General features: G+C 73.0%; 29 protein-coding genes. 17 read left to right on the top strand and 12 right to left on the bottom strand.

Translation table 11 applies throughout. The features are described 5' to 3' along the window. Positions 1-147 precede the first annotated feature (147 nt). Complete coding sequence (locus tag AB0G02_RS03170; protein ID WP_360788529.1) at positions 148-1,668, top strand: AAA family ATPase; 1,521 nt, start codon at positions 148-150, stop codon at positions 1,666-1,668. Between the two features lie 111 nt (positions 1,669-1,779). Here the strand turns inward: AB0G02_RS03170 and AB0G02_RS03165 are convergent, their stop codons facing one another. Then, positions 1,780-1,959: a hypothetical protein gene (locus AB0G02_RS03165; protein ID WP_360788526.1), complete on the bottom strand. Its 180-nt coding sequence runs from the start codon at positions 1,957-1,959 to the stop codon at positions 1,780-1,782. A gap of 52 nt (positions 1,960-2,011) precedes the next feature. After that, positions 2,012-2,269, bottom strand: a complete 258-nt coding sequence (locus AB0G02_RS03160; protein WP_245950114.1) for a BldC family transcriptional regulator — start codon at positions 2,267-2,269, stop codon at positions 2,012-2,014. A gap of 128 nt (positions 2,270-2,397) precedes the next feature. Between AB0G02_RS03160 and AB0G02_RS03155 the strand changes: the two genes are divergently transcribed. Both AB0G02_RS03155 and AB0G02_RS03150 read left to right on the top strand, forming a co-directional pair. After that, positions 2,398-2,865 (top strand): Lrp/AsnC family transcriptional regulator, encoded by a 468-nt coding sequence (locus AB0G02_RS03155; RefSeq protein ID WP_360788522.1) that lies wholly within the window; start codon positions 2,398-2,400, stop codon positions 2,863-2,865. A 29-nt stretch (positions 2,866-2,894) separates the two neighbouring features. Further along, positions 2,895-3,134, top strand: a complete 240-nt coding sequence (locus tag AB0G02_RS03150) for a DUF4229 domain-containing protein (protein ID WP_360788579.1) — start codon at positions 2,895-2,897, stop codon at positions 3,132-3,134. Here the strand turns inward: AB0G02_RS03150 and AB0G02_RS03145 are convergent. From AB0G02_RS03145 to AB0G02_RS03135, 3 genes are read right to left on the bottom strand one after another with little or no spacing between them, the layout of a single operon-like run. Then, complete coding sequence (locus tag AB0G02_RS03145; RefSeq protein ID WP_360788520.1) at positions 3,028-3,441, bottom strand: hypothetical protein; 414 nt, start codon at positions 3,439-3,441, stop codon at positions 3,028-3,030. The two genes, AB0G02_RS03150 and AB0G02_RS03145, sit on opposite strands and share 107 nt — an antisense overlap. Further along, a complete protein-coding gene (locus AB0G02_RS03140) occupies positions 3,438-3,746 on the bottom strand; it encodes a PadR family transcriptional regulator (protein WP_360788518.1) in 309 nt (102 codons plus the stop codon). Before AB0G02_RS03140 ends, AB0G02_RS03145 begins: the two co-directional genes overlap by 4 nt. A 54-nt stretch (positions 3,747-3,800) precedes the next feature. After that, positions 3,801-4,793: an ADP-ribosylglycohydrolase family protein gene (locus AB0G02_RS03135; protein ID WP_360788515.1), complete on the bottom strand. Its 993-nt coding sequence runs from the start codon at positions 4,791-4,793 to the stop codon at positions 3,801-3,803. Between the two features lie 23 nt (positions 4,794-4,816). Between AB0G02_RS03135 and AB0G02_RS03130 the strand changes: the two genes are divergently transcribed. Both AB0G02_RS03130 and AB0G02_RS03125 read left to right on the top strand, forming a co-directional pair. After that, complete coding sequence (locus AB0G02_RS03130; protein ID WP_360788512.1) at positions 4,817-5,911, top strand: PLP-dependent cysteine synthase family protein; 1,095 nt, start codon at positions 4,817-4,819, stop codon at positions 5,909-5,911. 75 nt (positions 5,912-5,986) lie between these two features. Further along, positions 5,987-6,385 carry a hypothetical protein gene (locus AB0G02_RS03125; protein WP_360788509.1) on the top strand — a complete coding sequence of 133 codons (399 nt, stop codon included), beginning with the start codon at positions 5,987-5,989 and terminating at the stop codon, positions 6,383-6,385. A gap of 48 nt (positions 6,386-6,433) precedes the next feature. Here AB0G02_RS03125 and AB0G02_RS03120 read toward each other — a convergent pair whose 3' ends face one another. Then, on the bottom strand, positions 6,434-6,889 hold the full coding sequence (locus AB0G02_RS03120; protein ID WP_360788506.1) for a MarR family transcriptional regulator: 456 nt from the start codon (positions 6,887-6,889) through the stop codon (positions 6,434-6,436). A gap of 70 nt (positions 6,890-6,959) precedes the next feature. Between AB0G02_RS03120 and AB0G02_RS03115 the strand changes: the two genes are divergently transcribed. Then, on the top strand, positions 6,960-7,907 hold the full coding sequence (locus AB0G02_RS03115; RefSeq protein WP_360788503.1) for an NAD(P)-dependent oxidoreductase: 948 nt from the start codon (positions 6,960-6,962) through the stop codon (positions 7,905-7,907). 15 nt (positions 7,908-7,922) lie between these two features. On the opposite strand, the gene AB0G02_RS03110 is transcribed toward AB0G02_RS03115, so the two are convergent. From AB0G02_RS03110 to AB0G02_RS03095, 4 genes are all read right to left on the bottom strand, one after another. Further along, positions 7,923-8,795: a 1,4-dihydroxy-2-naphthoate polyprenyltransferase gene (locus tag AB0G02_RS03110; protein ID WP_360788500.1), complete on the bottom strand. Its 873-nt coding sequence runs from the start codon at positions 8,793-8,795 to the stop codon at positions 7,923-7,925. Positions 8,796-8,848: 53 nt separating this feature from the next. After that, positions 8,849-10,045, bottom strand: coding sequence for a hypothetical protein (locus tag AB0G02_RS03105; protein ID WP_360788497.1), 1,197 nt, complete (start codon positions 10,043-10,045; stop codon positions 8,849-8,851). A gap of 128 nt (positions 10,046-10,173) precedes the next feature. Further along, positions 10,174-11,244 (bottom strand): o-succinylbenzoate--CoA ligase, encoded by a 1,071-nt coding sequence (menE, locus tag AB0G02_RS03100; protein ID WP_360788494.1) that lies wholly within the window; start codon positions 11,242-11,244, stop codon positions 10,174-10,176. Further along, positions 11,244-12,155, bottom strand: a complete 912-nt coding sequence (locus AB0G02_RS03095) for a 1,4-dihydroxy-2-naphthoyl-CoA synthase (protein ID WP_360788492.1) — start codon at positions 12,153-12,155, stop codon at positions 11,244-11,246. The genes menE and AB0G02_RS03095 overlap by 1 nt, the downstream gene beginning before the upstream one ends. 93 nt (positions 12,156-12,248) lie before the next feature. Here AB0G02_RS03095 and menD point away from each other — a divergent pair, with 93 nt between their 5' ends. After that, positions 12,249-13,871: a 2-succinyl-5-enolpyruvyl-6-hydroxy-3-cyclohexene-1-carboxylic-acid synthase gene (gene menD, locus AB0G02_RS03090; RefSeq protein ID WP_360788489.1), complete on the top strand. Its 1,623-nt coding sequence runs from the start codon at positions 12,249-12,251 to the stop codon at positions 13,869-13,871. Positions 13,872-13,927: 56 nt separating this feature from the next. Beyond that, entirely contained in the window at positions 13,928-15,424 is a 1,497-nt protein-coding gene (locus AB0G02_RS03085) for a M1 family metallopeptidase (RefSeq protein ID WP_360788486.1), read from the top strand. A gap of 81 nt (positions 15,425-15,505) precedes the next feature. Here AB0G02_RS03085 and AB0G02_RS03080 read toward each other — a convergent pair whose 3' ends face one another. Beyond that, positions 15,506-16,735, bottom strand: a complete 1,230-nt coding sequence (locus tag AB0G02_RS03080) for a chorismate-binding protein (RefSeq protein ID WP_360788483.1) — start codon at positions 16,733-16,735, stop codon at positions 15,506-15,508. A gap of 12 nt (positions 16,736-16,747) precedes the next feature. Here AB0G02_RS03080 and AB0G02_RS03075 point away from each other — a divergent pair, with 12 nt between their 5' ends. From AB0G02_RS03075 to AB0G02_RS03045, 7 genes are read left to right on the top strand one after another with little or no spacing between them, the layout of a single operon-like run. Beyond that, positions 16,748-17,248: a DUF3592 domain-containing protein gene (locus AB0G02_RS03075; protein ID WP_360788480.1), complete on the top strand. Its 501-nt coding sequence runs from the start codon at positions 16,748-16,750 to the stop codon at positions 17,246-17,248. Positions 17,249-17,290: 42 nt separating this feature from the next. Beyond that, positions 17,291-18,226 (top strand): 1,2-phenylacetyl-CoA epoxidase subunit PaaA, encoded by a 936-nt coding sequence (paaA, locus tag AB0G02_RS03070; protein ID WP_360788478.1) that lies wholly within the window; start codon positions 17,291-17,293, stop codon positions 18,224-18,226. Continuing rightward, complete coding sequence (gene paaB, locus AB0G02_RS03065) at positions 18,223-18,507, top strand: 1,2-phenylacetyl-CoA epoxidase subunit PaaB (protein ID WP_360788476.1); 285 nt, start codon at positions 18,223-18,225, stop codon at positions 18,505-18,507. The genes paaA and paaB overlap by 4 nt, the downstream gene beginning before the upstream one ends. Next, positions 18,504-19,394: a 1,2-phenylacetyl-CoA epoxidase subunit PaaC gene (paaC, locus tag AB0G02_RS03060; RefSeq protein WP_360788472.1), complete on the top strand. Its 891-nt coding sequence runs from the start codon at positions 18,504-18,506 to the stop codon at positions 19,392-19,394. The genes paaB and paaC overlap by 4 nt, the downstream gene beginning before the upstream one ends. A 2-nt stretch (positions 19,395-19,396) precedes the next feature. Then, positions 19,397-19,897 carry a 1,2-phenylacetyl-CoA epoxidase subunit PaaD gene (gene paaD, locus AB0G02_RS03055; protein WP_360788469.1) on the top strand — a complete coding sequence of 167 codons (501 nt, stop codon included), beginning with the start codon at positions 19,397-19,399 and terminating at the stop codon, positions 19,895-19,897. Next, positions 19,897-20,931 (top strand): 1,2-phenylacetyl-CoA epoxidase subunit PaaE, encoded by a 1,035-nt coding sequence (paaE, locus tag AB0G02_RS03050; protein WP_360788466.1) that lies wholly within the window; start codon positions 19,897-19,899, stop codon positions 20,929-20,931. Before paaD ends, paaE begins: the two co-directional genes overlap by 1 nt. 18 nt (positions 20,932-20,949) lie before the next feature. Continuing rightward, positions 20,950-21,573, top strand: a complete 624-nt coding sequence (locus tag AB0G02_RS03045; RefSeq protein WP_360788463.1) for a hypothetical protein — start codon at positions 20,950-20,952, stop codon at positions 21,571-21,573. 108 nt (positions 21,574-21,681) lie between these two features. Here AB0G02_RS03045 and AB0G02_RS03040 read toward each other — a convergent pair whose 3' ends face one another. After that, positions 21,682-22,506: an inositol monophosphatase gene (locus AB0G02_RS03040; protein ID WP_360788460.1), complete on the bottom strand. Its 825-nt coding sequence runs from the start codon at positions 22,504-22,506 to the stop codon at positions 21,682-21,684. 144 nt (positions 22,507-22,650) lie between these two features. On the opposite strand from AB0G02_RS03040, the gene AB0G02_RS03035 reads away from it, so the two are divergent. Together AB0G02_RS03035 and AB0G02_RS03030 are read left to right on the top strand one after the other, a co-directional pair. After that, complete coding sequence (locus AB0G02_RS03035) at positions 22,651-23,754, top strand: glycosyltransferase family 1 protein (RefSeq protein ID WP_360788457.1); 1,104 nt, start codon at positions 22,651-22,653, stop codon at positions 23,752-23,754. Continuing rightward, positions 23,751-24,860 carry a glycosyltransferase gene (locus AB0G02_RS03030; protein ID WP_360788454.1) on the top strand — a complete coding sequence of 370 codons (1,110 nt, stop codon included), beginning with the start codon at positions 23,751-23,753 and terminating at the stop codon, positions 24,858-24,860. Before AB0G02_RS03035 ends, AB0G02_RS03030 begins: the two co-directional genes overlap by 4 nt. Positions 24,861-24,931: the final 71 nt, after the last annotated feature.

Here is a 24,931-nt window from a genome sequence, read left to right as displayed (position 1 = left end):
ACCTCGACCCACGCGGTGTTCACCGGCCCGTCCCGCGGGTCCGGTCGAGCTCGCACCCAGTGTCGTGGAACCACTGGTAGCCGACTAACGTCGGACGCGTGGGGTCGGGGAGGTCTCGATCCGCTTCGCTCAGGGAGGACCCCAGCGGTGACCGGTCGCTACGAGAATCCTGAGCCGTCGTGGCAGCAGCCGGCCGGAGCGGAGGGGCAGCAGCCCAACCCGAACCAGTCGGGCGGCTACCAGGTGGAGCCGGGATCGGGAGCCCACCACGTCGACCCCCGCTACGTCGACCCGCAGTACACCGATCCGCAGTACGTCGACCCCCAGTACGCCGAGCCGCAGTACACCGACCCGCAGACGGTCTACCTCGACCCGTCGCAGTCCGGTGCGCCGATCGGCCCGCCGTCGGGCGGGTTCCCGGCGCAGTCCGGTCCGTACCAGGTCGCGGGTGGCCCGTCGGGCGCCCACCAGGTCCCCGGTCAGCAGTCCGGTCCGTACCAGGTGCCCGGTCAGCAGTCGGGGCCCTACCAGGTCGCCGGCCAGTCCGGCGCGTACCAGGTGCCGGGCCAGCAGTCCGGTCCGTACCAGGTCCCCGGCCAGCAGTCGGGTCCGTACCAGGTCCCGGGGGGACAGTCGGGCCCGTACCCCGGCCCCGGCCAGTCCGGACCGCACCAGTACCAGGGCGGGTTCCCCAACAACTTCCCGCAGAGCATCCAGGCGCAGCCCCAGGGCCAGCAACCGCCGCGCGCCCACGCCGGCGAGGTGACCTCGCAGCAGCTGATCAAGCGCGCGAAGCGCCCGCCGCAGTCCGGCTGGCGCAAGACCGTGCACGCGGTCACCGGCGGTCTGGTCAACCTCGGCGAGAGCCCCGCGGACGTCCGCAGGCGCGAGCTGATCGGCCGGATCAACCAGCCCCTGCGCGGCTGCTACAAGATCGCGATGCTGAGCCTGAAGGGCGGCGTCGGCAAGACCACGACGACGACCACGCTCGGCTCCACGTTCTCCTCGCTGCGCGGCGACCGCGTCATCGCGGTGGACGCCAACCCCGACCGCGGCACGCTGGCGCTGAAGGTGCCCAGGGAGACCACGGCGACCGTGCGGCACCTGCTGCGCGACGCCTCGAAGATCACCCGGTACAGCGACGTGCGGGCGTACACCTCGCAGTCGCCCAGCCGCCTGGAGGTGCTGGCCTCCGAGCAGGACCCGGCCGTGTCCGAGGCGTTCAGCGACCAGGACTACCTGCGCACGGTCGCGCTGCTGGAGCTCTTCTACAACATCGTGCTGACCGACTGCGGCACCGGCCTGATGCACTCGGCCATGAAGGGCGTGCTCGACCAGGCCGACTCGCTGGTGCTCGTCTCGTCCGGCTCGGTGGACGGCGCGCAGACCTCGGCGGCGACGCTGGACTGGCTGGACGCCCACGGCTACCGCGAGCTGGTCGCCAAGTCCGTCGTGGTGATCAACTCGGTGCGGCCGGGCTCGGGCAAGGTCGACCTGGACAAGCTGGCCGCGCACTTCGCCCAGCGCTGCCGCGCGGTCGTCCGCATCCCGTTCGACGCGCACCTGGAAGAGGGCGCGGAGATCGAGCTGGACAAGCTCGGCCCGGACACGCGGCTGGCGCTGCTGGAGCTGGCCGCCACGGTGGCCGACGACTTCCCGAACAACTGACCGACTTCGGGGCGACCCGGTCGGAGCGGTGGTCGACGCCCCCGGAACACCCCGGGGGACGTCCTGGGGACGCCATGGCGAAGGGCCTCGGTGCGAGGCCCCTCCGTGGTGCTACTCCTCGTCGTCCGCCTTCTTCCGGCGCTGCTCACCGAGCTTGCGCAGGAAGTCGGGATCGTCGTCCGGTGCCACGAAACGACGACTGGGGGCGGTATCGACCCGGTCCGTTCCGAATGCACGCCACAGCAGCACGGCGATGGTGAGCGCACCGATCACCGCGAGCAGGTAGAGCATGGTCGCCACCTCCTTTGCCACGAGATTACCCGTGTCCCGGAGGTGTACGGCTTCAGTGCCGGACCGGTTCGGTCGCCTCGGTGGTCAGCTGGGACAACAGCTGCTGGACCTCGGACTCGCGGAACCTGCGGTGGCCCCCCGGCGTGCGGATGGAGCCGATGCGGCCCGCGGTGGCCCACCGGGTGACCGTCTTCGGGTCGACCCGGAAGAGGTTCGCCACCTCGCCCGGCGTCAGCAGACGCTCCCCCTGGTGTCCCTGCGTCACGGTCACGGCATCCTCCCCGATGGTGAACAGACGTACCGGACGCATCGTGGCACCTCACCCATCGGGTACTCGAACGCTTGGGTGATGGTAAAGAGGTAGTAAGGGACGAAGGGTGCGGTTCGGACATCACCGCACCACCACCCCGCCGGGTCGGTGGGCCTACCCTGTGTCCGGTGGACGCTCTTGATCGCCAGATCATCGCCGCCCTGCGCGAGAACGGCCGGGCCACCTACGCCGACCTGGGGCGCAAGGTCGGCCTCTCCGCCTCCGCCGTGCACGAGCGGGTCGGCAAGCTGGAAGCCACCGGCGTCATCGTCGGCTACCACGCCGTCGTGGACCCGAGCGCCGTCGGCCTGGGGGTGACCGCGCTGGTCAGCATCCACCCCACCGACACCGCGGACGACGACGAGCTGGCCGTCTCGCTGGCCGAGCTGGTCGAGGTCGAGTCGTGCTACCGGGTGGCCGGCGACGAGTCGTTCATCGTCAAGGTGCGGGTGGCCACCGTGGACGACCTGGAGCGCTCGCTGGGCCGGTTGCGGCGCATCCAGGGCGTCGCGCGCACGCGCACCACGGTCGTGCTCTCCACGCGGTTCGAGGGCCGTCCGAACACCGCGGCGGCCGGCTCCCCGGACCACGCGTAACCTGGTCAACCGTGCACCTGGGTCGTGATGTGACGCTCTACATCGGCGCGCGCCTGGGCATGGTCGCCGCGGTCACCGCGCTGCTCGTGCTCGTGAACGTGCCGCTCCTGGTCGCCCTCGCCGTAGGCGTGGTCGTGGCGCTGCCGCTGTCGCTGTTCGTGTTCAGCGGGCTGCGCGCGCGGGTCGCGCGGGGCCTGGAGGAGAAGCAGGCGGTGCGCCGCGCCGAGCGCGAGAAGCTGCGTGCCCAGCTGCGCGGCGACGCCGCCTGACCGGCTCCTGCAGCAGGAGCAGGATCCCGCCGCTGAGGTTGGCCGGCACCAGCACGGCCAGCACCGCGCCGATGTTCGTGCTCCCGCGCAGCCGCAGGGCCGGCGCCGGCACGCCGACGGGCACCACCACCGGCCGGTGCTCGCGACGTGCGATGCGCAGCGCGCCGAACGCCACGCCCAGCGGGTTCAGGCCCAGCTCCCGCGCCCCGTCGACGTCCGCCCGCCACTGCTCCCGGTAGCGGTCCCGCTGCCCGCGGGGGAGCAGCGCGCCGGCCGCTCGGACCAGGGCCGGGACGAGTCGGGTCATCGGGCGACCTCCGGTCGGGCGACGGGCACGGGTCCGGCCTTCTTCGCACACACCTTGACCGCCTCCTGGGCGCCTCCTGGCGTGAGCACGTACATCCGGCGCCGAGGGCCCCGGCGCGCGCTGTCGTCGTCCCACGACGACGTGACCCACCCGGCCCGTTCGAGGCGGTCGAGCAGCGGGTAGACGCTGCCGGACGGGCGTCCGGTCAGCTTGATGATCTCCAGGCCCCAGCGCGGCTGGTCGCTGTCGAGCAGCACTCCCAGCACGTCGACGGTGGCCCGTCCGATGCGTCCGAGCGGTTCCACGCCTCAAGACTACCTATGTAGATTAAGGAGGACCAGGGCGCGTGCGGACGACCGTCACCGCGCGAAGGTGGTCGCCGCGTCCTCGGCCAGGCGTTCCACCACGTCCCGCAGCTCCAGCGTCTCCAGCCAGTGCTCCGGGATGGCCTCGACGCCGTCGCGCGCGCCGAGCAGGTTCCCGCACAGCGCGCCGGTCGAGTCGCTGTCCCCGGAGTGGTTGACCGCGAGCAGCAGCCCGTCCGCCAGGTCGCGCGCGGCCAGCGCGGTGAGCACCGCGATCGCCAGCGCCTCCTCGCCCACCCAGCCGCCGCCCAACGTCGTCTCGATCACCTCGGGCGTCGGCCGCACCCCGCCCACGCCCAGCTCCACGGCGAGGTCGAGCAGGGCGAGCTGCTCCTCGTGGCCGTCCCACCGGATCAGCTCGGCGCGGGCCGCCTCGATCGCGGGCAGCAGCCGCACGCCCGCCAGCACCTGCTGCACCAGCACCGCCAGCACGCCCGCGGACAGGTAGCCGCTGGGGTGGCCGTGGGTCAGCGCGCCGGTCGCGGCGGCCAGGTCGAACACCTCGCGCACGTCGTCCGACCACAGCGCCACCGGTGCCGCGCGCATCACCGCGCCGCAGCCCTTGGAGTCGTTGATCGGGCTGTCCACCGTGCCCAGTACGCCCGAGCGCAGCGCGGTCAGGCACGTGTTGCCGGGCGCACGCCGGTCGTGCAGCTCGGGCACGTCGAGCAGCCACCCGTCCGGGACGACCTCGGGACCGCCCTGCGTGCGCAACCACCGCGCGTACGCCACGCGCACCTCGTGCACCGGGTCGCTGCCGCGCTTGCGGGCCAGCAGCAGACCTTCCAGCGTGAACAGGGTCATCTGGGTGTCGTCGGTGATCGCGCCGAGCCTGCCGTAGGCGGGCGCGTAGTCGGTCAGGCCCGACGGGCCGAAGCGGCCCCGGATGCGGTCGATCCGGTCGAACTCGATCGAACCGCCGAGCGCGTCGCCGACGGCGCCGGCGAGGAGGCTGCCGCGGAGTGAGCCGCTCAAAGGTGAGTTCACGTCGCAGAAGTTATCGTGCCGGCGTGACTTCATCGGTAGACCGCTGCAGCTCCCGGACCCGGGAGTGGGTGTGCGAGGCCGTCCGCATCATCGAAGCGGACGCCAACCGCAGCGCGGACACGCACCTGCTGCACTTCCCCCTCCCACCGGAGTGGGGCATCGACCTGTACCTGAAGGACGAGTCGACCCACCCCACCGGCTCCCTCAAGCACCGGCTCGCCCGCTCCCTGTTCCTCTACGCCATCTGCAACGGCTGGGTCGTCGGCGGCACGCCCGTGATCGAGGCGTCGTCCGGCTCGACGGCGGTGTCGGAGGCCTACTTCGCGCGGCTGCTCGGGTTGCCGTTCATCGCGGTGATGCCCCGCTCCACCAGCCAGGAGAAGGTGGCGCTGATCGAGCGCGAGGGCGGGCAGTGCCACTTCGTCGACGAGCCCGGCGCGATCTACGACGAGTCCCGGCGGCTCGCGGCGGAGCTGGGCGGGCACTTCATGGACCAGTTCACGCACGCCGAGCGGGCGACGGACTGGCGCGGCAACAACAACATCGCCGAGTCCGTGTTCCAGCAGATGGCGATGGAGGCCGCGCCCGAGCCGGAGTGGGTCGTGGTCGGCGCGGGCACCGGCGGCACGAGCGCCACCATCGGCCGGTTCATCCACTACCGCAAGCTGCGGACCCGGCTGGCCGTGGTCGACCCGGAGCACTCGGTGTTCTTCGACTCGTGGTGCGACGGCGACGCGTCGTTGACCGGGACGCGGGGCTCGCGCATCGAGGGCATCGGCAGGCCGCGGGTCGAGCCGTCGTTCATCAGCGCCGTCATCGACCGGATGATCAAGGTGCCGGACGCGGCGTCGGTCGCGACGATCCGGCACGTCGAGGACGTCCTGGGCCGGCGCGTCGGCGGGTCGACCGGCACGAACCTGTGGGGCGCGTTCCAGCTGGTCGCGGAGATGCGGGCGTCACGGCTGCGCGGCAGCGTGGTGACCCTGCTCTGCGACGGCGGCGAGCGCTACGCGAACACCTACTACGACGACGACTGGGTGCACCGGCAGGGCATGGACCTGGAGCCGCACCTGGCGACGCTGACCCGGTTCCGCGAGACCGGTAGGTGGAGCGGGTGATTGTCGGCTGAGGGTGGAACGTGCGGCGGGTGCCGTGCGTCCCAGCGTGGATCGGCGCGTCGAGAGGGGTCTGCGGTGAGCGCGTGGCGGACGGCGGAGGTGCTCACGGCCGAGGACGTGCTGGCCAGGTCGGTCGCCGACGCCGACAAGGCCATGCGCGAGGCGGCGAAGCTGCGGTACCCGCGCACGGAGCCCTCGGCCGAGGACGTCCGGCGGGTGATGCAGTTCGCGAAGTCGAACCGCGCGTCGCCGGAGCTGCAGGCGTTGCAGCGGCGGGTCGCGGGCGGCTACCTGAGCTGGCGGCAGGTGCTCATGGGCGAGGCCGCCGAGGACCGGGGCGTGAAGGCGGCGCTGGAGGCGGACCGCGAGGCGCTGGCCGCGCTGTGCCGGGGCGAGGAACCGCGCGTCGAGCCGGCCAGGCCCAAGCCGGCCGAGGACGACGAGCCGATGAGCTTCACCGAGGACGCCTGGTAGCCGGGAGTCCTCGCGGTCGTCGGCGCCTGTCCTCGGGAACCCCGGCCGTCAGGAGTCCTGGTCGTCCGGGTGGATCACGATCGCCTGCAACGACTCCCGCAGTTCCCGGGCGGCCCGCGCGCCGAGCGGCGTGAGGAAGGCGCGCTCGGCCTCGTCGGTCACCTCGGAGGCCCGGCGGAGGGTTTCCCGCCCCGCCTCGGTCAGCTCCACCACGTTGCGCCGCCGGTCGTCCGCGTCCGGGTGACGTGACACCAGGCCCTTGCCCTCCAGCGCGTCCAGCAGCGCGACCATCGTCGTGCGGTCGATGCCGAGCCGCTGCGCGGCCTGCTGCTGCGACATCGGTGCGCGGCCGGTCAGCACCAGCATCACGCCCAGCTCGCGGCCCTCGATGCCCAGCGGCGCCAGCGCTCCCGCCGTCAGCTCGGCCATCCGCAGGTGCGCGTGCTTGAGCAGGTAGACGAGGTTCCGGCGCAACTCGGGGTTCGGTCCGTCGGTGCTTGCCACCACCCGATCCTACCGCTAACCTGATTGTCAGTAGAGCTGATAATCAGCTCAGCGACAGAAGGGTCACCCGATGATCTTGGTTACCGGGGGTCTGGGCTTCATCGGTTCGCACACCACGCGGGCGCTGCTCGACCAGGGCGAGGGTTGCGTGCTGGTGCAGCGGCGGCCGGCGGAGGTGCCCGCCGACCTGGCCGACGGGCGGGTGGTCGTGGAGCAGGCCGACATCACCGACCTGGCGGCGTTGCGCGCCGTCGGCGCGCGTCACGGGATCACCGGCATCGTGCACCTCGCCGGGTCGATGCCCTGGCCGCCCGGCTCCGGCGAGCCCGTGGACGCCACGCGCACGGCGCTCGGCGGCCTGCTCAACATCGTGCAGGCGGCGCAGGAGTGGGGCGTGGCGCGCGTCGGCGTGGCCAGCACGATCGGCGTCTACTCGGGCCTGCCCGACGAGGGTCCGCTGCGCGAGGACGCGCCGTTGCCGATGACCTCGCCGCACGTGATCCCGGCGTTCAAGAAGATCGGTGAGCTGCTCGCGGACCACCTGTCCGGCGCCACCGGCGTCGACGTCGTCAACTACCGCCTGTCCGCGATCTGGGGGCCGGGCGATCCGCACGGCGCGTTGTTCTTCGCCGCGCCCGAGCTCGTCCACGCCGCCGCCCGCGGCACCGAGCCGGACCTGTCCACCCTCCACGGCCCCGCGCACGCCGAGGACTCGGTCGACCTCTGCTACGTGAAGGACTGCGCGCGGGCCATCGCGCTCCTCCAGCTCGCGGACCGGCTCGACCACCGCACCTACAACGTCGCCTCCGGCCGTGCGACGTCCAACGCCGAGGTCATCGCCGCGATCAAGGAGGTCGTGCCGGACGCCCGGGTCGACCTGCCCACCGGCGGTACCGGCGGGCGGGCCTACCTCGACATCACCCGCCTCCGGCAGGACACCGGCTACGAACCGGCTCACGACACCGGACGCGCGGTGGCCGACTACCTCGCCTGGCTGCGCGCGGGCAACGCGCGCTGAGCGCCGCCGGAGGCGTCAGCCCAGGACCAGCGCGGCCGGCACGGCGATGCCCCACACCAGCATGGCCAGTCCGGTGTCCCGCAGCACGGGGATCAGATCGCGGCCCTTGCTGCCGTTCAGCACGCGCCGCGCGCCCAGGACCACCAGGGGCAGCGCCAGGAAGCCGATCAGCGCCAGCGGCACGCGCAGGCCGATCGCCAGCGTGATCAGGAACGGGATCGACACCAGCGCCAGGTACAGCCGCCGGGAGTCGCGGTCGCCCAGGGTGGACGCCAGGGTGCGCTTGCCCGCCTGGATGTCGGTCGGGATGTCGCGCAGGCTGTTGGCGATCATCACGCCGGTCGAGAACGCGCCCATCGCGACCGCGCCGCCGATGCCGATGCCGGTCACCTCGCCGGTCTGCACGTACAGCGTGCCGAGCACCGCGGCCGGGCCGAAGAACACGAACACGGCCAGCTCGCCCAGGCCCGCGTACCCGTAGGGCTTGCGGCCACCGGTGTAGAACCACGCCGCCGCGATGCACAGCGCGCCGAACAGCACCATCCAGTACCGGCCGGACAGCACGACCAGCGCCAGGCCGGCCAGCGCGGCGACGCCCAGCGCCGCGAAGGCCGCCGTGCGCACCGCGCCCGGCTGGGCCGCACCCGACCCGACCAGGCGGAACGGGCCCACGCGGTTCGCGTCGGTGCCACGGATGCCGTCGGAGTAGTCGTTGGCGTAGTTCACGCCCACCTGGAGCGCGACCGACACCACCAGCGCCAGCAGCGACCAGGTCGGGTTGAAGCCGTCGATGTGGTGCGCGGCGCCCGCGCCGACCAGCACGGGCGCGATCGAGTTCGGCAGCGTGCGGGGGCGGGTCCCCGATACCCACTGGGCGACTGTGGCCATGGCGGACATCCTCCGACATGGTGAACGGGGACCCGCTCCCGGGTGCTGCGTGATCAGCAGGCGGTGGCGCCCGACACCCCGGTCACGTACGCGCGGGCGACGTACTTGCCCGACGCGATCCGGAACCAGATGTTCGACGTGCCCTGCGAGCCCGTCACGGACTGGCCGGTGACCTGGCACTCGACCCGGACCTGCGCGTAGTTCGCGGCCAGGCCGACCTGGGAGGCGGTCGAGGTCGCGCCGCTGCGCACGTTCAGCGGGTCGCCCGAGGTGCGGATGAACCCGGCCGGGCCGGAACCGGTCCACTGGTAGGTGACGGTGACCCACGAGTTGTCGGTCAGCTTCAGGCCGTCCCAGAACGTGCCGTCGGCCAGGTCGACGCCCGCCGGGTTGGCGACGGCGCGGCCGAACTGGTCCTTGCCGCCGTTGTAGTCGTTCTCGTACGCGGCCTGGGCCTCGGGCTTGCCCTGGGGCAGGTCCTTCCACATCTCACGGGTGGCCGACGGGTTCCAGTAGTCGTCCTTGGTGTTCCAGGGGCCGACGTCCCAGACCGGGGCCCACTCGCAGCGGCCGCTCGACGCGCAGACCCGGACGCTGTAGGTGCCGGTGCCCTTGGCGGACAGGCCGCGCCGCGACGGCAGGGCGACGAAGTGGTCGCGGCTGGTGATCACGTGCCCGTTCGCGGTGGTGCCGCCGACGAGGCCCTCACGGGTGGCGTACACCCGGTAGGACAGGCCCGCGGCCTGGGCGGTGACGTCCTGCGCGGCGGGTGCGGTGAACGCCCGGAGGGTCACCTGGCTCACCTCGGGCGACGCCTTCTCCGCCGTCAGCGCCAGCCGGACCTGCACGGTGGTGACCGCGGTCGGCAGCACGGCAGGCGCGTCGGGTCGCGCCTCGACCCACTCGGTCCACTGCTCGTCGCCGAGCGCGCCGCGCACGTCCACGGCGACTTCCGCGCCGGCGGGGACGGCGCTCCTCACGGTCGCGGCGACGGCGTTGACCGGTGCGTCGAGCTCACGCGGGTCCAGTTGCAGGAACCCGGTGCGGATGGCCGCCCGCGCGCTGGCGGGCGTCGGTGCGGCGCGGTCGAGCCGGACCGTGCCGTTCGTCGTGGTGACGCCGTTGTCGTCGGCGTTCACCGTGGTCAGGTCGGCTCGCCACTCGGCGCCTCCCGCGGCCGCGGCGGGTGCGGCCAGTCCGGCGGTCAGAACGGTGGCGACGGCGAGCGGTAACAGGTAGCGCCTGGTCATCGCAGCACTCCTCGTCCGGACGCCCGGTGCGGAGGGGACCGCGGCAGGGCCGTGCGTCTCGGCGAGGACGAGCCAATCGCCTGTCCTGGTTACCTGTCAACCAACAGTCTTCGTATCAAGGCGGAAACCTACTCGAACGAACCGGCGACCGCCCTCCGATCCACCTTGCCGGGGCCGCGCAGGGGCAGTTCGGGCACGAAGACGACGCGCTTCGGCATGGCGAACCGGCCGACCGCGTCACCGACCGCCGCGCACAGCTCGTCCACGTCCGGCGGGTCGCCCGGGTCCTCGGGCACCACGGCGGCGGCCACGACCTGTCCCCACTCCGGGTCGGCCAGCCCCACCACGCACGCCTCGCGCACGCCCCGCTGCGAGGTGAGCACGCGTTCGACACCGGCGGGCGCGATGTTCTCGCCACCGCTGATGATCACGTCGTCGGCCCGTCCGAGCACCTGCAACGTCCCGTCGTCGCGGATGCGCCCCAGGTCACCGGTGCGGAACCACTCCCCGAACGGCTCGCCGCCCAGGTAGCCCAGCGCCAGCACCGGCCCGCCGACCTCGACCCGGCCGTCGACCAGCCGCACGTGCACGCCGTCCAGCGGCAGCCCGTCGTAGACGCAGCCGCCGGACGTCTCGCTCATGCCGTACGTGGTCACCACCCGGACCCCGAGCCGCCGCGACCGCTCCAGCAGCGCGGGAGGCGTGGCCGCACCGCCGATCAGGACGGCGTCGAACTGCCGCACGGCGGCCAGCCCCGGGCCCTCGGTGGCGACCAGGCGGGCCAGCTGGGTCGGCACGAGGGCGGTGTAGTGGCGACCGGGTTCGGCCAGCACCGGGCGTGCCGCGGTGGCGAAGTCGGTGGCGCGGAAACCGGGGGCGAGGTCCATCACCCCCGGCTCGGTGCCCGCCACGACCGACCGGACCAGCACCTGGATGCCCGCGATGTGCGTGGTCGGCAGGGCCAGCAGCCACGTGCCGGGCCCGCCGAGGCGGGCGTGGGTCAGCTCGGCGGACGTGGTGAGCGCGTCCGCGCCGAGCAGGACGGTCTTCGGCTCGCCGGTGGAACCCGAGGTCGTGACCGCGAGCACCGCCCCGGTCTCCCAGCCGCGCAACGGCGGGAGCTCCCGGCCGCCGGACCGGGCCACCAGCAGGCCGCTCCGGGCGGCCAGGCCCGCGCGCAGTTCGTCGAGGGTGATCATCAGTAGTGGTAGGGGTAGTCGGACCAGTCCGGCGGGCGCTTCTCCAGGAAGGCGTCCCGGCCCTCCACCGCCTCGTCGGTCATGTACGCCAGGCGCGTGGTCTCCCCGGCGAACAGCTGCTGGCCGACCAGGCCGTCGTCGATCAGGTTGAAGGCGTACTTCAACATCCGCTGCGCGGTGGGCGACTTGCCGTTGATCTCCTTGGCCCACTCCAGCGCCGTGGACTCCAGCTCGGCGTGCGGCACGACCGCGTTCACCGCGCCCATCTTCTGCATGTCCTCGGCGCTGTAGGTGCGGCCGAGGAAGAAGATCTCGCGGGCGAACTTCTGGCCGACCTGCCTGGCCAGGTACGCCGAGCCGTAGCCGCCGTCGAAGCTGCCGACGTCGGCGTCGGTCTGCTTGAACCGGGCCTGCTCGGCGCTGGCCAGCGTGAGGTCGCACACCACGTGCAGGCTGTGGCCACCGCCGGCGGCCCAGCCGGGGACGACCGCGATGACGACCTTCGGCATGAACCGGATCAGCCGCTGGCACTCCAGGATGTGCAGCCGGCCCGCCCGCGCCGGGTCGACCGTGTCGGCCGTCTCCCCCGACGCGTACTGGTAGCCGCTGCGGCCCCGGATGCGCTGGTCGCCGCCCGAGCAGAACGCCCAGCCGCCGTCCCGCGGCGACGGGCCGTTGCCGGTGAGCAGGACGCACCCGACGTCGGAGCTCATCCGGGCGTGGTCCAGCGCCCGGTACAGCTCGTCGACCGTGTGGGGCCGGAATGCGTTGCGCACCTCGGGCCGGTCGAACGCGATGCGCACCGTGCCCTGGTCCACGGCGCGGTGGTAGGTGATGTCGGTGAAGTCGAAGCCCTCGACCCGCTTCCAGCGGGCGGCGTCGAACAGCTCGGATACGTCCTGATCTGCCACGGCACGGACAATATGCCCGCGCGGCGCTGAGAGCGGCCCGGGTCGGCCTCAGCGCCGGAATCGGCAGGTCGCGGGCTGAGCGACAATGTCGGGGTGAACCCGTCCACCGCGCAGGCCACGGTGCTCGTCGACGAGCTGATCCGCAACGACGTCAGGCACGTCGTGCTGAGCCCCGGATCGCGCAACGCACCGCTGTCGTTCGCCCTGCAGGAGGCCGCCGCGGCCGGACGCATCACCCTGCACGTGCGCGTCGACGAGCGCAGCGCGGGCTTCCTCGCCCTGGGCCTGGCCAGGGGCAGCGGCGAGGTGACGGTCGTGACCTGCACCTCCGGCACCGCCGTGGCGAACCTGCACCCCGCGGTGCTGGAGGCCAGGCACTCGGGCGTCCCGGTCATCGCCCTCACCGCGGACCGCCCGGTCGAGCTCTACCGCACGGGCGCCAGCCAGACCGTCGACCAGCAGCGCATCTTCGGCACCGACACGCTCCAGTTCCCCATCGCGGAGCACCGCGACGACCAGAACGCGCTGTGGCGCTCCCTGGTGTGCCGCGCCGTCGCCACCGCGCGCGAGCAGGGCCCGGTGCACGTCAACGTCCCGTTCCGCGAGCCCCTGGTGCCGGACGGCACGCGGGACTGGCCGGAGAGCCTGGACGGCCGCCCGTTCGACGTGCCGTGGACGCGCACGACGCGGCGCACCACCACCGCGCCGCACGCGGCCGACCACCTCGGCCCGCGCACCCTGGTGATCGTCGGTGACACCGACCACGACCTCTCCGAGCTGGCCGAACGCGCCGGGTGGCCGGTGGTCGCGGAACCGACCGGGCACGGCCTGCGGCACGGCTCCCTGCTGCTCAACGCGGGCGAGCTGCCCGAGCACCTGACCCCGCAGGCGCTGGTGGTCGTCGGCCGCGCGACCCTCTCCCGGGGTGTGCTCAAGCTCATCGGCCGCACGCCGGTCGTGCACGTGCTGTCCGACGAGCTGGACTGGCCGGACCCGAGGTTCGCCGCCACGCACACGTCCACCGACCTGGTCCTCGGTGAGCACGAGGTGGACCACGACTGGCTCACCGCCTGGCAGCACGCGGACAAGGCGGTGGCCGACGTGGTGGACGACCTGCTCGCCAAGGAGCCCTGGCCGACCGGCCTGCACGTGGCCCGCGACCTGGTCGCCGCGCTGCCCGCGCACGCGAACCTGTTCCTCGGCTCGTCCAACCCGGTCCGCGACGTCGACCTGGTCGCCGCGCCGCGCCGGGACGTGCGCACCTTCGCGAACCGGGGCGTGGCGGGCATCGACGGCAGCGTCTCCACCGCCGCGGGCATCGCGCTCACCGCGGGCCCCACCTACGCCCTGATCGGGGACCTGACGTTCCTGCACGACGCGAACGGCCTGCTCATCGGCCCCGGCGAGCCGCGGCCCGACCTGACCGTCGTGGTCCTCAACGACGACGGCGGCGGCATCTTCGCGTTGCTGGAGCAGGGCGCGAAGGAGCACGAGCGGACCTTCGAGCGGGTCTTCGGCACGCCCCACGGCGTCGACCTCGCCGCCCTGTGCGCGGCGCACCACGTGCCGCACACCGAGGTCCGCGACCCGGACGCGTTGGCACGCGCGCTCACCCGGCCCACCGGAATCCGGGTGGTGGAAATCCGGGCGGAACGCCATGAATTGCGCGATCTGCACGCCCGGTTGAGAACCGCCGTGTCAACCGCGTTCCATTAGTCGAAATCCTACCGACGGGGGTACAGCCGGTCGTGGGCCGCGACTAGCTTCGCCGCATGTCCCTGAGAGCGAAGCTGACCGTCGGTACCGCCACCGCGGCGTCCCTGCTGCTGCTCGCCGGCACGGCGGCGGCGGCCCAACCGGGCGCACCGGGCATCGGAGACCCCTATTACCCGAATGCGGGCAACGGCGGGTACGACGTCTCCCATTACGACATCAGGCTCACCTACCAGCCGGCGAGCGACACCCTTTCCGGCACCACGACGATCCTCGCCAAAACCACGCAGGACCTGAGCCGGTTCGACCTCGACTTCCTGCTGAAGGTCAGCTCGGTCCGGGTGAACAACAAGGCCGCCGACTTCTCGCAGGCCGGCGGCGAGCTCGTGGTCGACCCGCGCGGCACCCTGCGCAAGGGCTCGGACGTGACGGTCGTGGTCACCTACTCCGACGTGCCCTCCACCCACGCCGTCGACGGCTACACGTCGTGGAAGCGCACCCCGGACGGCGCGCTGGCGATCGACCAGCCCGACATCGCGCCGTGGTGGTTCCCGAGCAACAACCACCCGACCGACAAGGCGAAGTTCGACGTGTCGGTGGCCGTGCCGGCCGGCGTCGAGGTGATCTCCGGCGGCCTGTTCGGCGGCACCACGCAGCAGGTCAACGGCTACACCCGCTGGCGCTACCGCAGCCTCCAGCCGCAGGCCACCTACCTGGCGTTCATCGCCATCGGCCAGTTCGAGATCCGCCAGTCGACCGCCCCGAACGGCCAGCCGGTGCTCAACGCCTACTCGGAGCGGCTGGGCGACGACTACGGCGCCTCGGTGGCGAGCGTCGAGCGCACGCCCGAGGTGAACGAGTTCCTGGAGTCGTACTTCGGGCCGTACCCCTTCGAGGCGCAGGGCGGCGTGGTGACGCCGGGCCTCGGCTTCGCGCTGGAGAACCAGACCCGCCCGACCTACGACACCGCGTTCTTCCGGCGCGGCTCGAACACCTACGTCGTGGCGCACGAGCTCGGGCACCAGTGGTTCGGCGACTCCGTGTCGGTGCACGGCTGGAAGGACATCTGGCTGAACGAGGGCTTCGCCAGCTACGCCGAGTGGCTGTGGTCGGAGCACGTCGGTGAGGGCACGGCCCAGGAGAACTCCGACTACGTCTACGCGTCCTACCCGGCCGACGACCCGTTCTGGCAGGTCCTGCCCGCCGACCCGGGCCCGGAGGACCAGTTCCACAACGCCGTGTACGACCGGGGTGCGCTGACCCTGCACGCGCTGCGCGCCGAGATCGGTGACGAGGCGTTCTTCCGGCTGCTCAAGGAGTGGCCGCGGGTCAAGCGCAACAGCGACGCGTCGACCGAGGAGTTCATCGCGTTCGCGGAGCGCCTGTCCGGCAAGCAGCTCGACGAGCTGTTCCGGACGTGGCTGTACACGCCGGAGAAGCCGGCCGCCGCGCCGGGCGCGGCCGGTCCGTCGGCGCGGGCCGCCTCGGTGACCGAGCCGAAGTCGCGGCAGAAGATCAAGGAGACGCACGAGATCCTCGCGGCTCACCAGCGCTGACGCACCGCGCCACGGCGGGGCCGTCCTCATCCGGGGGCGGCCCCGCCGTCGTGCGGCCGGTCCGTTCCCGCGGGACCGGCGTCAGCGGCCTTCGAGGGCTTCGCGGAAGGGGCGCATCTTGGCGTGCGCCTCGTGCACCTCGGAGTCCGGGTCGGACTCCGCCACCAGGCCGCAGCCGGCGAACAGGCGGGCCGTGCGGCCGTCCACCTGGGCGCAGCGCAGCGCGATGCCCAGCTCGCCGTCGCCGTTGCCGTCGATCCAGCCGACCGGACCGGAGTAGCGGCCCCGGTCCATGCCCTCCAGCTCGTCGATCACCGCGATGGCGTCCGCGCGGGGCGTGCCGCCGACGGCCGCCGTGGGGTGCAGGGCCGCGCCCAGGGTGAGCAACGACGGCGTGCCGCCGAGGGTGCCGATCACGTCGCTGGACAGGTGCGAGACGTTCGGCAGGCGCAGCACCGACGGCCCGTCCACCGACATGGTCGAGCAGAACGGCTTGAGCGTCTCCACCAGCGACCGCACCGCGTACTCGTGCTCGTCGCGGTTCTTGCCGGAGGACAGCAGCGCGGCGGCCAGCTCGTCGTCGGACATCCCGTCGTGCGGCCACGTCGTGCCCGCGAGGACCCGGGAGTCGACCACGGACCCGCTGCGCCGCAGCAGCAGCTCGGGCGTGGCGCCGATCAGGCCGTCGACCGCGTACACCCAGCACTCCGGGTACCGGCGGGCCAGGCCTTCGAGGACGAACCGGTGGTCGATCGGGGCGTCCGCGACGGCCAGCAGGTCGTGCGCCAGCACCACCTTGTCCAGCTCACCCGCCCGCATCCGCTCGACCGCCGCGCGCACGGCCTCGCGGTAGGCGGTGACCGAGAGCTGCCCGTCGCTGTACCGCACCCCCGTCGGTCTGCGCACCGGTTCGACCGACCGCTTGCCGCCGTCCCCGATCGTGGTCAGCCAGGTGTGCCCGTTGCGGCGGCCCACCACGACCTCGGGCACCACCAGCACCGAGCGGCCCGGCCGGTCGGAGAACGCCATGCTGACGAACGCCACCGGTCCCGTGCCCGGCACGCCGAGCCCGTCGTCGACCTGGAGGTCGTCGGTGAACTCGCGCCACCACCGGTCGGCGGCCGCGAACCGGTCCGGTCCGGACACCTCGAACCGGGCCGCCTCGCCCCACCCGACCAGGCCCGTCCCGTCCCGCACCCAGCTCAGCGCGCCGGTGGGGGAGGGCAACCTGCCCAGCAGTTCGTCGCCCGCGACGCGCCTGGTGTGCGCGCGCAGCCGTTGTCGGGTCCGCGAGGCCGGAGCTGAGGTCACGGCGTCGAGGGTATGGAGTCGCCGCTGAGATCCGGAGGCCAGACCGCCCTAGACTCCTCAGTTGTGGTGGACAACGCAGTGCGGACCCGGGCCCGCCGAAAGGCTCGGCTGCTGGTCAGCAGGTCGTTGCTGGTCCTGGCCGCGGTGGTGACGTTCATCGGCGTGATCCTCGTCGCGGCGTGCTGGCGCGACGACCTGATGATCGGGGAACGGTTGGGCAAGGCGACCGCCGAGGTGGTGTCCGTCTCGTTCCAGCGCACCGTGGTGCGCTTCGCCACCCCCGACGGTGCGGTGCACAGCCCGTCACAGGGGGTGCTGTACCCGGACGGGCTGGAGCCCGGCCAGCTCGTGCGCATCGAGTACGACACGGCCGACCCCGAGGTGGCGCGGGTCGCCGGGCGCACCGCCGTGCTCGCGCTGCTGCCGGTCGGCACGTTCCTGCTCGCCGTGTGGGCGGTGCTGCTGCCGCTGTCGTGGTGGCTCGCCCGGAAGGACGGCCGCAGGGCTTTGTGACAGTTCTGCCGAAAATCGACCTCCAGGTGTAACATCGTCCTCATGGACCTGGAGGACCTGTTCGAGCGCACCGTCGCGGCCGAGCAGCGCGTCGAGCCGCGTGACTGGATGCCCGACGGCTACCGCCGGACGCTGATCCGGCAGATCGCCCAGCACGCGCACTCCGAGATCATCGGCATGCAGCCGGAGGGCAACTGGATCAGCCGCGCGCCGTCGCTGCGCCGCAAGGCGATCCTGCTGGCCAAGGTCCAGGACGAGGCCGGGCACGGCCTGTACCTGTACGCCGCGACCGAGACGCTGGGCGCGGACCGCGGTGAGCTGACGGAGAAGCTGATCACCGGCAAGCAGAAGTACTCCTCGATCTTCAACTACCCCACGCTCTCCTACGCCGACGTCGGCGTGATCGGCTGGCTCGTCGACGGGGCCGCGATCTGCAACCAGGTGCCGCTGTGCCGCACGTCCTACGGGCCGTACGCGCGGGCGATGATCCGCATCTGCAAGGAGGAGTCCTTCCACCAGCGGCAGGGCTACGAGCTGCTGATGACGATGATGGGCGGCACCGACGCCCAGCGCGCCATGGTGCAGGAGTCGGTGGACCGCTGGTGGTGGCCGTCGCTGATGATGTTCGGCCCGCCGGACGCCGAGTCGTCCAACACCGAGCAGTCGATGAAGTGGCGCATCAAGCGCAACACCAACGACGAGCTGCGGCAGAAGTTCGTCGACATGACCGTGCCGCAGGCGCGGAAGCTCGGCGTGACGCTGCCCGACCCCGAGCTGAAGTGGAACGCCGAACGCGGCCACCACGACTTCGGCCAGCCCGACTGGGCCGAGTTCTGGCAGGTCGTCGGCGGCAACGGACCGACGAACGCGCAGCGCGTCGCCCACCGGCGCAAGGCGCACGAGGACGGCGAGTGGGTGCGTGCCGCCGCCGAGGCGCACGCCGCCAAGCACGCGGCACGGGAAGAGGGTGTGGCATGAGCGCGTCGTGGCCGCTGTGGGAGGTGTTCGTGCGCGGCAAGCGCGGGTTGAACCACGTGCACGTCGGGTCGCTGCACGCGCCGGACGCCGGGATGGCGCTGCGCAACGCGCGGGACGTCTACACCCGGCGCAACGAGGGCGTGTCCATCTGGGTCGTGCCCGCCGCCGCGATCACCGCGTCGTCGCCGGACGAGAAGGACCCGTTCTTCGAGCCCAGCGGCGACAAGGTGTACCGGCACCCCACGTTCTACGACATCCCCGAGGACGTGCCGCACCTATGAGCTTCGACAACGCGTACGAGTCGCTGGTCGACGGGCACGAGGACGCGCACTGGGCGTTCGGCACCGGCTTCTCCGAGGCGCTGGCCGGCGTCGACCGCGAGGTGCCCGACGTCGACCGCGCCGACCTGACCGCGTACTGCCTGATGCTGGGCGACGACGCGTTGGTGCTGTCGCAGCGGCTGGCCGAGTGGTGCTCCCGCGCGCCGGAGCTGGAGGAGGACGTCGCGCTGGCCAACATCGCGCTCGACCTGCTCGGCCAGGCCCGGCTGCTGCTGACCCGCGCCGGCGAGGTCGAGGGCGCGGGGCGGGACGAGGACGCGTTGGCGTACCTGCGCGACGAGCGCGACTTCCGCAACGTGCACCTGGCCGAGATCGAGTGCGGGCCGTTCGCGGGCGGCGACTTCGCCACGACGGTGGCGCGGCTGCTGGTGTTCTCGTCGTGGAAGCTCGCGCAGTACTCGCGGCTGCGCGCCAGTGCCGACCCGGTGCTCGCGGCGGTGGCCGCGAAGGGCCTCAAGGAGCTGGCCTACCACCGCGACCACGCCGCCCAGTGGGTCGTGCGGCTCGGTGACGGCACCGACGAGTCGCACCGGCGGATGCGCGCCGCGCTGGACCGGGTGTGGCCGTTCCTGGACGAGCTGTTCACCGCGCACCCCGTGGAGCTGCGGTTGGCCGGGATCGCGGTCGACCCTGCCGAGCTGCGGTCCGAGGTGGACGGCGTGCTGGACGAGGTGCTGGCCGCGGCCACGCTGGCGCGGCCGGCGGACGTGCCCGCGGCGCGGGTCAACGGCAAGGCCGGGCGCGACGGCGTGCACACCGAGGCCTTCGGCTACCTGCTGGCCGAGATGCAGCACCTGCACCGGTCGTTGCCGGGGGCGAGGTGGTAGCCGTGGCCGGGACGAGGACCGCGGTCGAGGTGGCGGCGCAGGTCCGCGACCCGGAGCTGCCGGTGCTGACGCTGGCCGACCTCGGCGTGCTGCGCGACGTGACGGAGCGGGACGGCCGGGTGTCGGTGACCATCACGCCCACCTACTCGGGGTGCCCCGCGCTGGACGAGATGGCCGCCGACCTGCGGCGGTCGTTGCTCGCGGCCGGGTACTCGGCGGTGGACGTGCGGCTGTCCCTGTCGCCCGCGTGGACGACGGACTGGATCAGCGAGGACGGCCTGCGCAAGCTGCGGGAGGCGGGCATCGCGCCGCCGTCCCGCCTCGGACCCCGGGCGGTCGGCCCGGTGCCGCTGAACCTGACGCCGCCGTCGCAGCGGGTCGCGTGCCCCCGGTGCGGGTCGCCGCGGACCTCGGAGCTGTCGCGGTTCGGGTCGACGGCGTGCAAGGCGCTGCGCCGGTGCGCGGACTGCGCCGAGCCGTTCGAGCACGTGAAGGAGATCTGATGGCGCGGCCGGTGTTCCACAAGCTGACCGTCGCGTCGGTCGAGCAGCTGTGCTCGGACGCCGTCGCGGTGACCTTCGACGTGCCCCCCGACCTGGCCGACGTGTTCGCGTTCGCGCCGGGGCAGTACCTGACCCTGCGCAACGGCGAGGAGCGGCGGTCGTACTCGATCTGCGCGCCCGCCGGCGGTCCGCTGCGGATCGGCGTGCGGCGGGTGGACGGCGGGCTGTTCTCCACGCTGCTGGTGGACCGGCTGCAACGCGGTGACGTGCTGGAGGTGCTGCCACCGCTGGGCAGCTTCACGCCGTCCGGCGGCGCGCACCACGGGCTGGTGGTCGCCGGGTCCGGCATCACGCCCGCCCTGTCGATCGCCGCGTCGGTCCTGGCCGGGGGCGCGCGCGTGACGATGCTGTACGGGAACCGGCGGGCGGACACGGTCATGTTCGCCGAGGAGCTGGCCGACCTGAAGGACCGGTACCCGGCGCGGTTGCAGCTGGTGCACGTGCTGTCCCGGGAGCCGCGGGACGTCGAGCTGTTCAGCGGCCGGTTGGACGCGGCGAAGCTGCGGGCGTTGTTCGACACCGTCGTGCCGTGGGCCGATGTGGACCAGTGGTGGTTGTGCGGGCCCTACGGGTTGGTGCGGGACGCGGAGGGCGTGCTGTCGTCCCTGGGCGTGCCCGCGTCCTCCGTGCACCACGAGCTGTTCTACGTGGACGAGCCGCCGCCCCCGCCGCGCCGCGAGGAGACCGCTTCGGTCGCCGCCTCGGTCGCGACCGTGGTCCTGGACGGGCGGAGCACCGAGGTGGCGCTGCCGGCGGACGTGCCGATCCTCGACGCGGCCCAGCGGGTGCGCGCCGACCTGCCGTTCGCGTGCAAGGGCGGTGTGTGCGGGACGTGCCGTGCGCTGGTCGTGTCCGGCGAGGTCGAGATGCGGCGGAACTACGCGCTGGAGCCGCACGAGGTGGCCGCCGGGTTCGTGCTGACGTGCCAGTCGGTCGCGGTGACGCCCGCGATCACCGTGGATTACGACGCCTGATCTGGCACATTGGTGCGCATGGGACGTGCGGCGCTGTGGGGACTGATCATCGGCACGGCGCTGATGACCGCGCTGTTCATGTTCGGCCTCGCCCTGCCGTCGTCGCCGGGCAACGAGACCGGTGTGTCGCTGGCGGCGTCGTTCATCGCGTCGGGGATGCTCGGCGTGGTCATGGGAGGCGTGCCCGGCACTCTCGTCGGCCTGGTGGTGGGAGCGGTCCGCCGCCGCCCGCGCCCGGTCCTCCTCCCTCCGCCGCCCGTGTTCGTCCCACCCCCGCCGCACCCGGTGAACGACCGCTGGTCCGCGATGGTGGGCCGGTGCGAGCTGGCCGTGCGACGGGTGCACGGAGCCGTCGGGACCGTGCCGCCGTCACCGTCGCGGGAGTGGCTGGAGCGCATCGCCGGCCAGTTCGCCGGTGAGCTGTCGAACGTGCGGCGCACGGCCGACCTGGGCCGCGCCCTGGGCGCCGAGCAGAACCACCCGGTGACCGAACGACTGGCCGCCGCCGTCCGCGACTTCACCTCGTTCGAGGACGAAGTGGGCCGCGTGGCGCTGCAACTGCTGAACCAAGCCTCCCTCGACACGGTCCGCGCCCACCTGGAAGTGCTGGAACAACAACTGCCACACCTGGGCAATGGTTAGACCGCCCTGCGCGGCAAGGTAAAGCCTGGTCAGCGCCGTTTCACTTCAAGGGGAGCGACTCCCGGCGCGTCGAGATCGTCGCGTTGCCTCTCGAACTCCGCAACCGGTCTAACGGGACGTCGAGGACTGCCACCACGACAGGACCTCCTCCGCCACCTCCGGCACGGCCACGAGCAGGCCGTCCACCGGCAGCGGGTCGCCGTCGCCCCTCCGGTCCAGCACCGCGGCGCCCGACTCGACGGCCAGGGCGACCGCGCCGGCCACGTCCCACTCGTGGTAGCTGTCCAGGACGGCCGCCGCCGCGTGACCCAGCGCGACCTGGGCCACGGCCAGCGCCTTGGAACCCAGGACGCGCACGCCCGTGCCGGCCACCGCCGCCCGCGAGATGAACTCGCCCATCCCCGGCCACGGACCGGTCCGCGTCATCTCCGTGCACACGATCGAGCTGACCGCCTGCCCTCCCAGCCGCACCGGCGTGCCGTTCGCCCTCATGCCCCGCCCGCGCGCGGCGGCGTAGATCTGGGCCCGGTACGGGTCCGCGACCACCCCGACCACCGGCCCCCACCGGTCGACCAGCGCGAGGCTGTACGCGCACCACGGCAGGCCGGCCACGTAGTTCGCCGTCCCGTCGACCGGGTCCACGACCCAGCGGAACGCCGCGCCGCCCGCCACGTCGGCGTCCACGCCCTCGCAGAACACCGGGATGTCGGGGAACTCCGCCGTCAGCACCCGCCGCGTGTGCCGCTCCAACGTCCGGTCCGTGTCGGTCACCCAGTCGAACGGCGACGCTTCGTCGTCCGGCCGCGCGCCCCGGCCCGCGGTGGCCATGATGACGTCGGACGCGTCGTTGGCGAGTCGGCCCGCTATCTCCAGCGCGATCGACACCAGGCCGGGATCGACGGGCTGCGCGGGTCGGGACGACAAGACGGTCATGCCGACCTAGTGTGACCGCAGACCGTGACCGGGTCGCGTACTCCAGGTGAACCCGGGGCCAACGTCGACCGCGACGCGCGGTGTTCGGCGGGCGTTCGTCGAGGCGTCACGCCGCCGTGTCCTGCGCACCGCAAGGTGATCGGCGTGCGCGTAGCGATCGTCACCGAGAGCTTCCTCCCGCAGGTCAACGGCGTGACCAACTCCGTGCTGCGGGTCCTGGAGCACCTGAGAGCGCACGGTCACCGGGCGTTGGTCGTGGCGCCGGGCGCTGGGGCGGACCACCACCTCGGCACGCCCGTCGTCCGCGTGCCGTCGGTGGACCTGCCGAGGTTCAGCTCACTGCCCGTCGGCGTGCCCACGCGCCGGGTGCTGACCGCGCTGGCCGACTTCCGGCCGGACGTCGTGCACCTGGCCAGCCCGTTCGTGATTGGCGCGCGCGGGCTGTCGGCGGCGCGCAGGCTGGGCGTGCCGACGGTCGCGGTCTACCAGACCGACGTCGCCGGGTTCGCCGGACACTTCGGCCTCGGGCTGACCGCACGCGCCGCCTGGCGGTGGACGCGTCGGCTGCACGTCCAGGCCGACCGCACGCTCGCGCCGTCGACGTGGGCCGTCGAAGCGCTCCGGGCGCACGGCGTGCCGCGCGTGCACCGGTGGGGGAGGGGTGTGGACGTCGAGCTGTTCCACCCGGGACGGCGGGACGACGCGTTGCGGGCCTCGCTCGCGCCGGGCGGCGAGCTGCTCGTCGGGTACGTCGGCCGGCTGTCGCCGGAGAAGCGGGTGGACCGGCTCGCCGCGCTGGCCGACCTGCCCGGCGTGCGGCTGGTCGTGGTCGGTGGGGGGCCGGAGGAGGCGCGGTTGCGGCGCGACCTGCCCGGCGCCGCGTTCCTCGGGTTCAGGAGCGGCACGGACCTGGCCGCCGCCTACGCGAGCCTGGACGTGTTCGTGCACACCGGTCCGCACGAGACGTTCTGCCAGGCCGTGCAGGAGGCGATGGCCAGCGGTGTGCCGGTGGTCGCGCCGGACGCCGGCGGGCCGCGTGACCTGGTGCAACCTGGCACCGGGTACCTGTTCTCCGACGACGCGCAGCTCAGGCGGGCCGTGGTGGGGTTGGGTGACCCGCAGCGCCGACGCCGGTTCGGTCGGGCGGCCCGGCGGTGGGTCGGCGGGCGCACGTGGTCCGTCGTGTGCGACGAGCTGCTCGGCCACTACGAGGCCGTGCTGGACGTGCCCGAGCGCCACGCCGCATGAGGATCGTGCAGCTGGCCAACTTCTACGGTCCGCGGTCCGGTGGCCTGCGCACGGCGCTGCACCACCTCGGCAGCGGTTACGCGGCGCGCGGTCACCGGGTCACGCTCGTCGTGCCGGGTGCCGCGCACGCCGACGAGGAGCTGTCGCCGGGCGTCCGGCGCATCACGTTGCCCGCGCCGCGGCTGCCCGGGACCGGCGGGTACCGGGCGGTGGACCCGTGGCGCGTGCGGGCGCTGCTGGACCGGCTGTCGCCCGACCGGCTGGAGGTGTCGGACCGGCTCACGTTGCGCGGGATGGGTCGGTGGGCAGCGGCGCGCGGCGTGCCCAGCGTGGTGATCTCGCACGAGCGGCTGGACCGGCTGCTGGAGCAGTTCCTGCTGCCGGCGGCGTTGGCGCGGTGGTGCGCGGACCGGGCGAACGCGCGGATGGCCGCGTCCTACGACACGGTGGTGTGCACGACGGCGTTCGCGCGGGAGGAGTTCGACCGGATCGGCGCGCGCAACGTCGCCCGCGTGCCGCTGGGGGTGGACCTGCGCACGTTCACGCCCGCGCGGCACGACCGGTCGTTGAGGGCGGACCTGGCGCGCGGCGCCGACGTGCTGCTGGTGCACTGCGGGCGGTTGTCGGCGGAGAAGCACGTCGAGCGCAGCGTGGACGCGGTGGCCGAACTGCGTGCGGCGGGGCGCGAGGTGCGGCTGGTGGTCGCCGGTGACGGGCCGCGCCGTGAGGCGTTGGAACGCCGTGCCGCGGGTCTGCCGGTGACGTTCCTGGGGTTCGTGGGGCGGCGGACGGAGGTCGCGGACCTCCTGGCCGCGGCGGACGTGTCCCTGGCGCCCGGTCCGCACGAGACGTTCGGCCTGGCGGCCCTCGAATCACTGGCCTCGGGCACCCCGGTGGTCGTCTCCGCGTCCTCGGCGCTGCGCGAGATCGTCCACCCGACGTGCGGCGCGGCCGTGCCCGACCACGCCCCGGCGTTCGCGGACGCCGTGCACGCCCTCCTGGACCACCCGGAGCCGACCCGCCGTTCGGCGGCGCGCGCCCGTGCCGAGGAGTACCCGTGGCACACCGCCGTGACCGGGATGCTGACCGCCCTGCGCGCCACCTGACCAACCGCGAGAGTCCTACGTCCACGCCGCGAGAGTCCAACGGTCAGGTGCGGTGTGTTAAACTCTCAGCG

The organism is Actinosynnema sp. NPDC023658 (assembly GCF_040639995.1).
Taxonomy (GTDB): domain Bacteria; phylum Actinomycetota; class Actinomycetes; order Mycobacteriales; family Pseudonocardiaceae; genus Actinosynnema.
The sequence above is the reverse complement of the archived record's forward strand: the minus strand, read 5'-3'. Positions and strand labels throughout refer to the sequence as shown.

Coding starts and splice junctions, on each gene's coding strand:
- AB0G02_RS03165 (WP_360788526.1), bottom strand. CDS start 1,959: ATGCTCTACCTGCTCGCGGTGATCGGTGCGCTCACCATCGCCGTGCTG.
- AB0G02_RS03160 (WP_245950114.1), bottom strand. CDS start 2,269: ATGCGTCCGGTACGTCTGTTCACCATCGGGGAGGATGCCGTGACCGTG.
- AB0G02_RS03145 (WP_360788520.1), bottom strand. CDS start 3,441: ATGACCCGACTCGTCCCGGCCCTGGTCCGAGCGGCCGGCGCGCTGCTC.
- AB0G02_RS03115 (WP_360788503.1), top strand. CDS start 6,960: ATGATCTTGGTTACCGGGGGTCTGGGCTTCATCGGTTCGCACACCACG.
- AB0G02_RS03110 (WP_360788500.1), bottom strand. CDS start 8,795: ATGGCCACAGTCGCCCAGTGGGTATCGGGGACCCGCCCCCGCACGCTG.
- AB0G02_RS03105 (WP_360788497.1), bottom strand. CDS start 10,045: ATGACCAGGCGCTACCTGTTACCGCTCGCCGTCGCCACCGTTCTGACC.
- menE (WP_360788494.1), bottom strand. CDS start 11,244: ATGATCACCCTCGACGAACTGCGCGCGGGCCTGGCCGCCCGGAGCGGC.
- AB0G02_RS03085 (WP_360788486.1), top strand. CDS start 13,928: ATGTCCCTGAGAGCGAAGCTGACCGTCGGTACCGCCACCGCGGCGTCC.
- AB0G02_RS03075 (WP_360788480.1), top strand. CDS start 16,748: ATGGAGTCGCCGCTGAGATCCGGAGGCCAGACCGCCCTAGACTCCTCA.
- paaA (WP_360788478.1), top strand. CDS start 17,291: ATGGACCTGGAGGACCTGTTCGAGCGCACCGTCGCGGCCGAGCAGCGC.
- paaB (WP_360788476.1), top strand. CDS start 18,223: ATGAGCGCGTCGTGGCCGCTGTGGGAGGTGTTCGTGCGCGGCAAGCGC.
- paaC (WP_360788472.1), top strand. CDS start 18,504: ATGAGCTTCGACAACGCGTACGAGTCGCTGGTCGACGGGCACGAGGAC.
- paaE (WP_360788466.1), top strand. CDS start 19,897: ATGGCGCGGCCGGTGTTCCACAAGCTGACCGTCGCGTCGGTCGAGCAG.
- AB0G02_RS03045 (WP_360788463.1), top strand. CDS start 20,950: ATGGGACGTGCGGCGCTGTGGGGACTGATCATCGGCACGGCGCTGATG.
- AB0G02_RS03040 (WP_360788460.1), bottom strand. CDS start 22,506: ATGACCGTCTTGTCGTCCCGACCCGCGCAGCCCGTCGATCCCGGCCTG.
- AB0G02_RS03030 (WP_360788454.1), top strand. CDS start 23,751: ATGAGGATCGTGCAGCTGGCCAACTTCTACGGTCCGCGGTCCGGTGGC.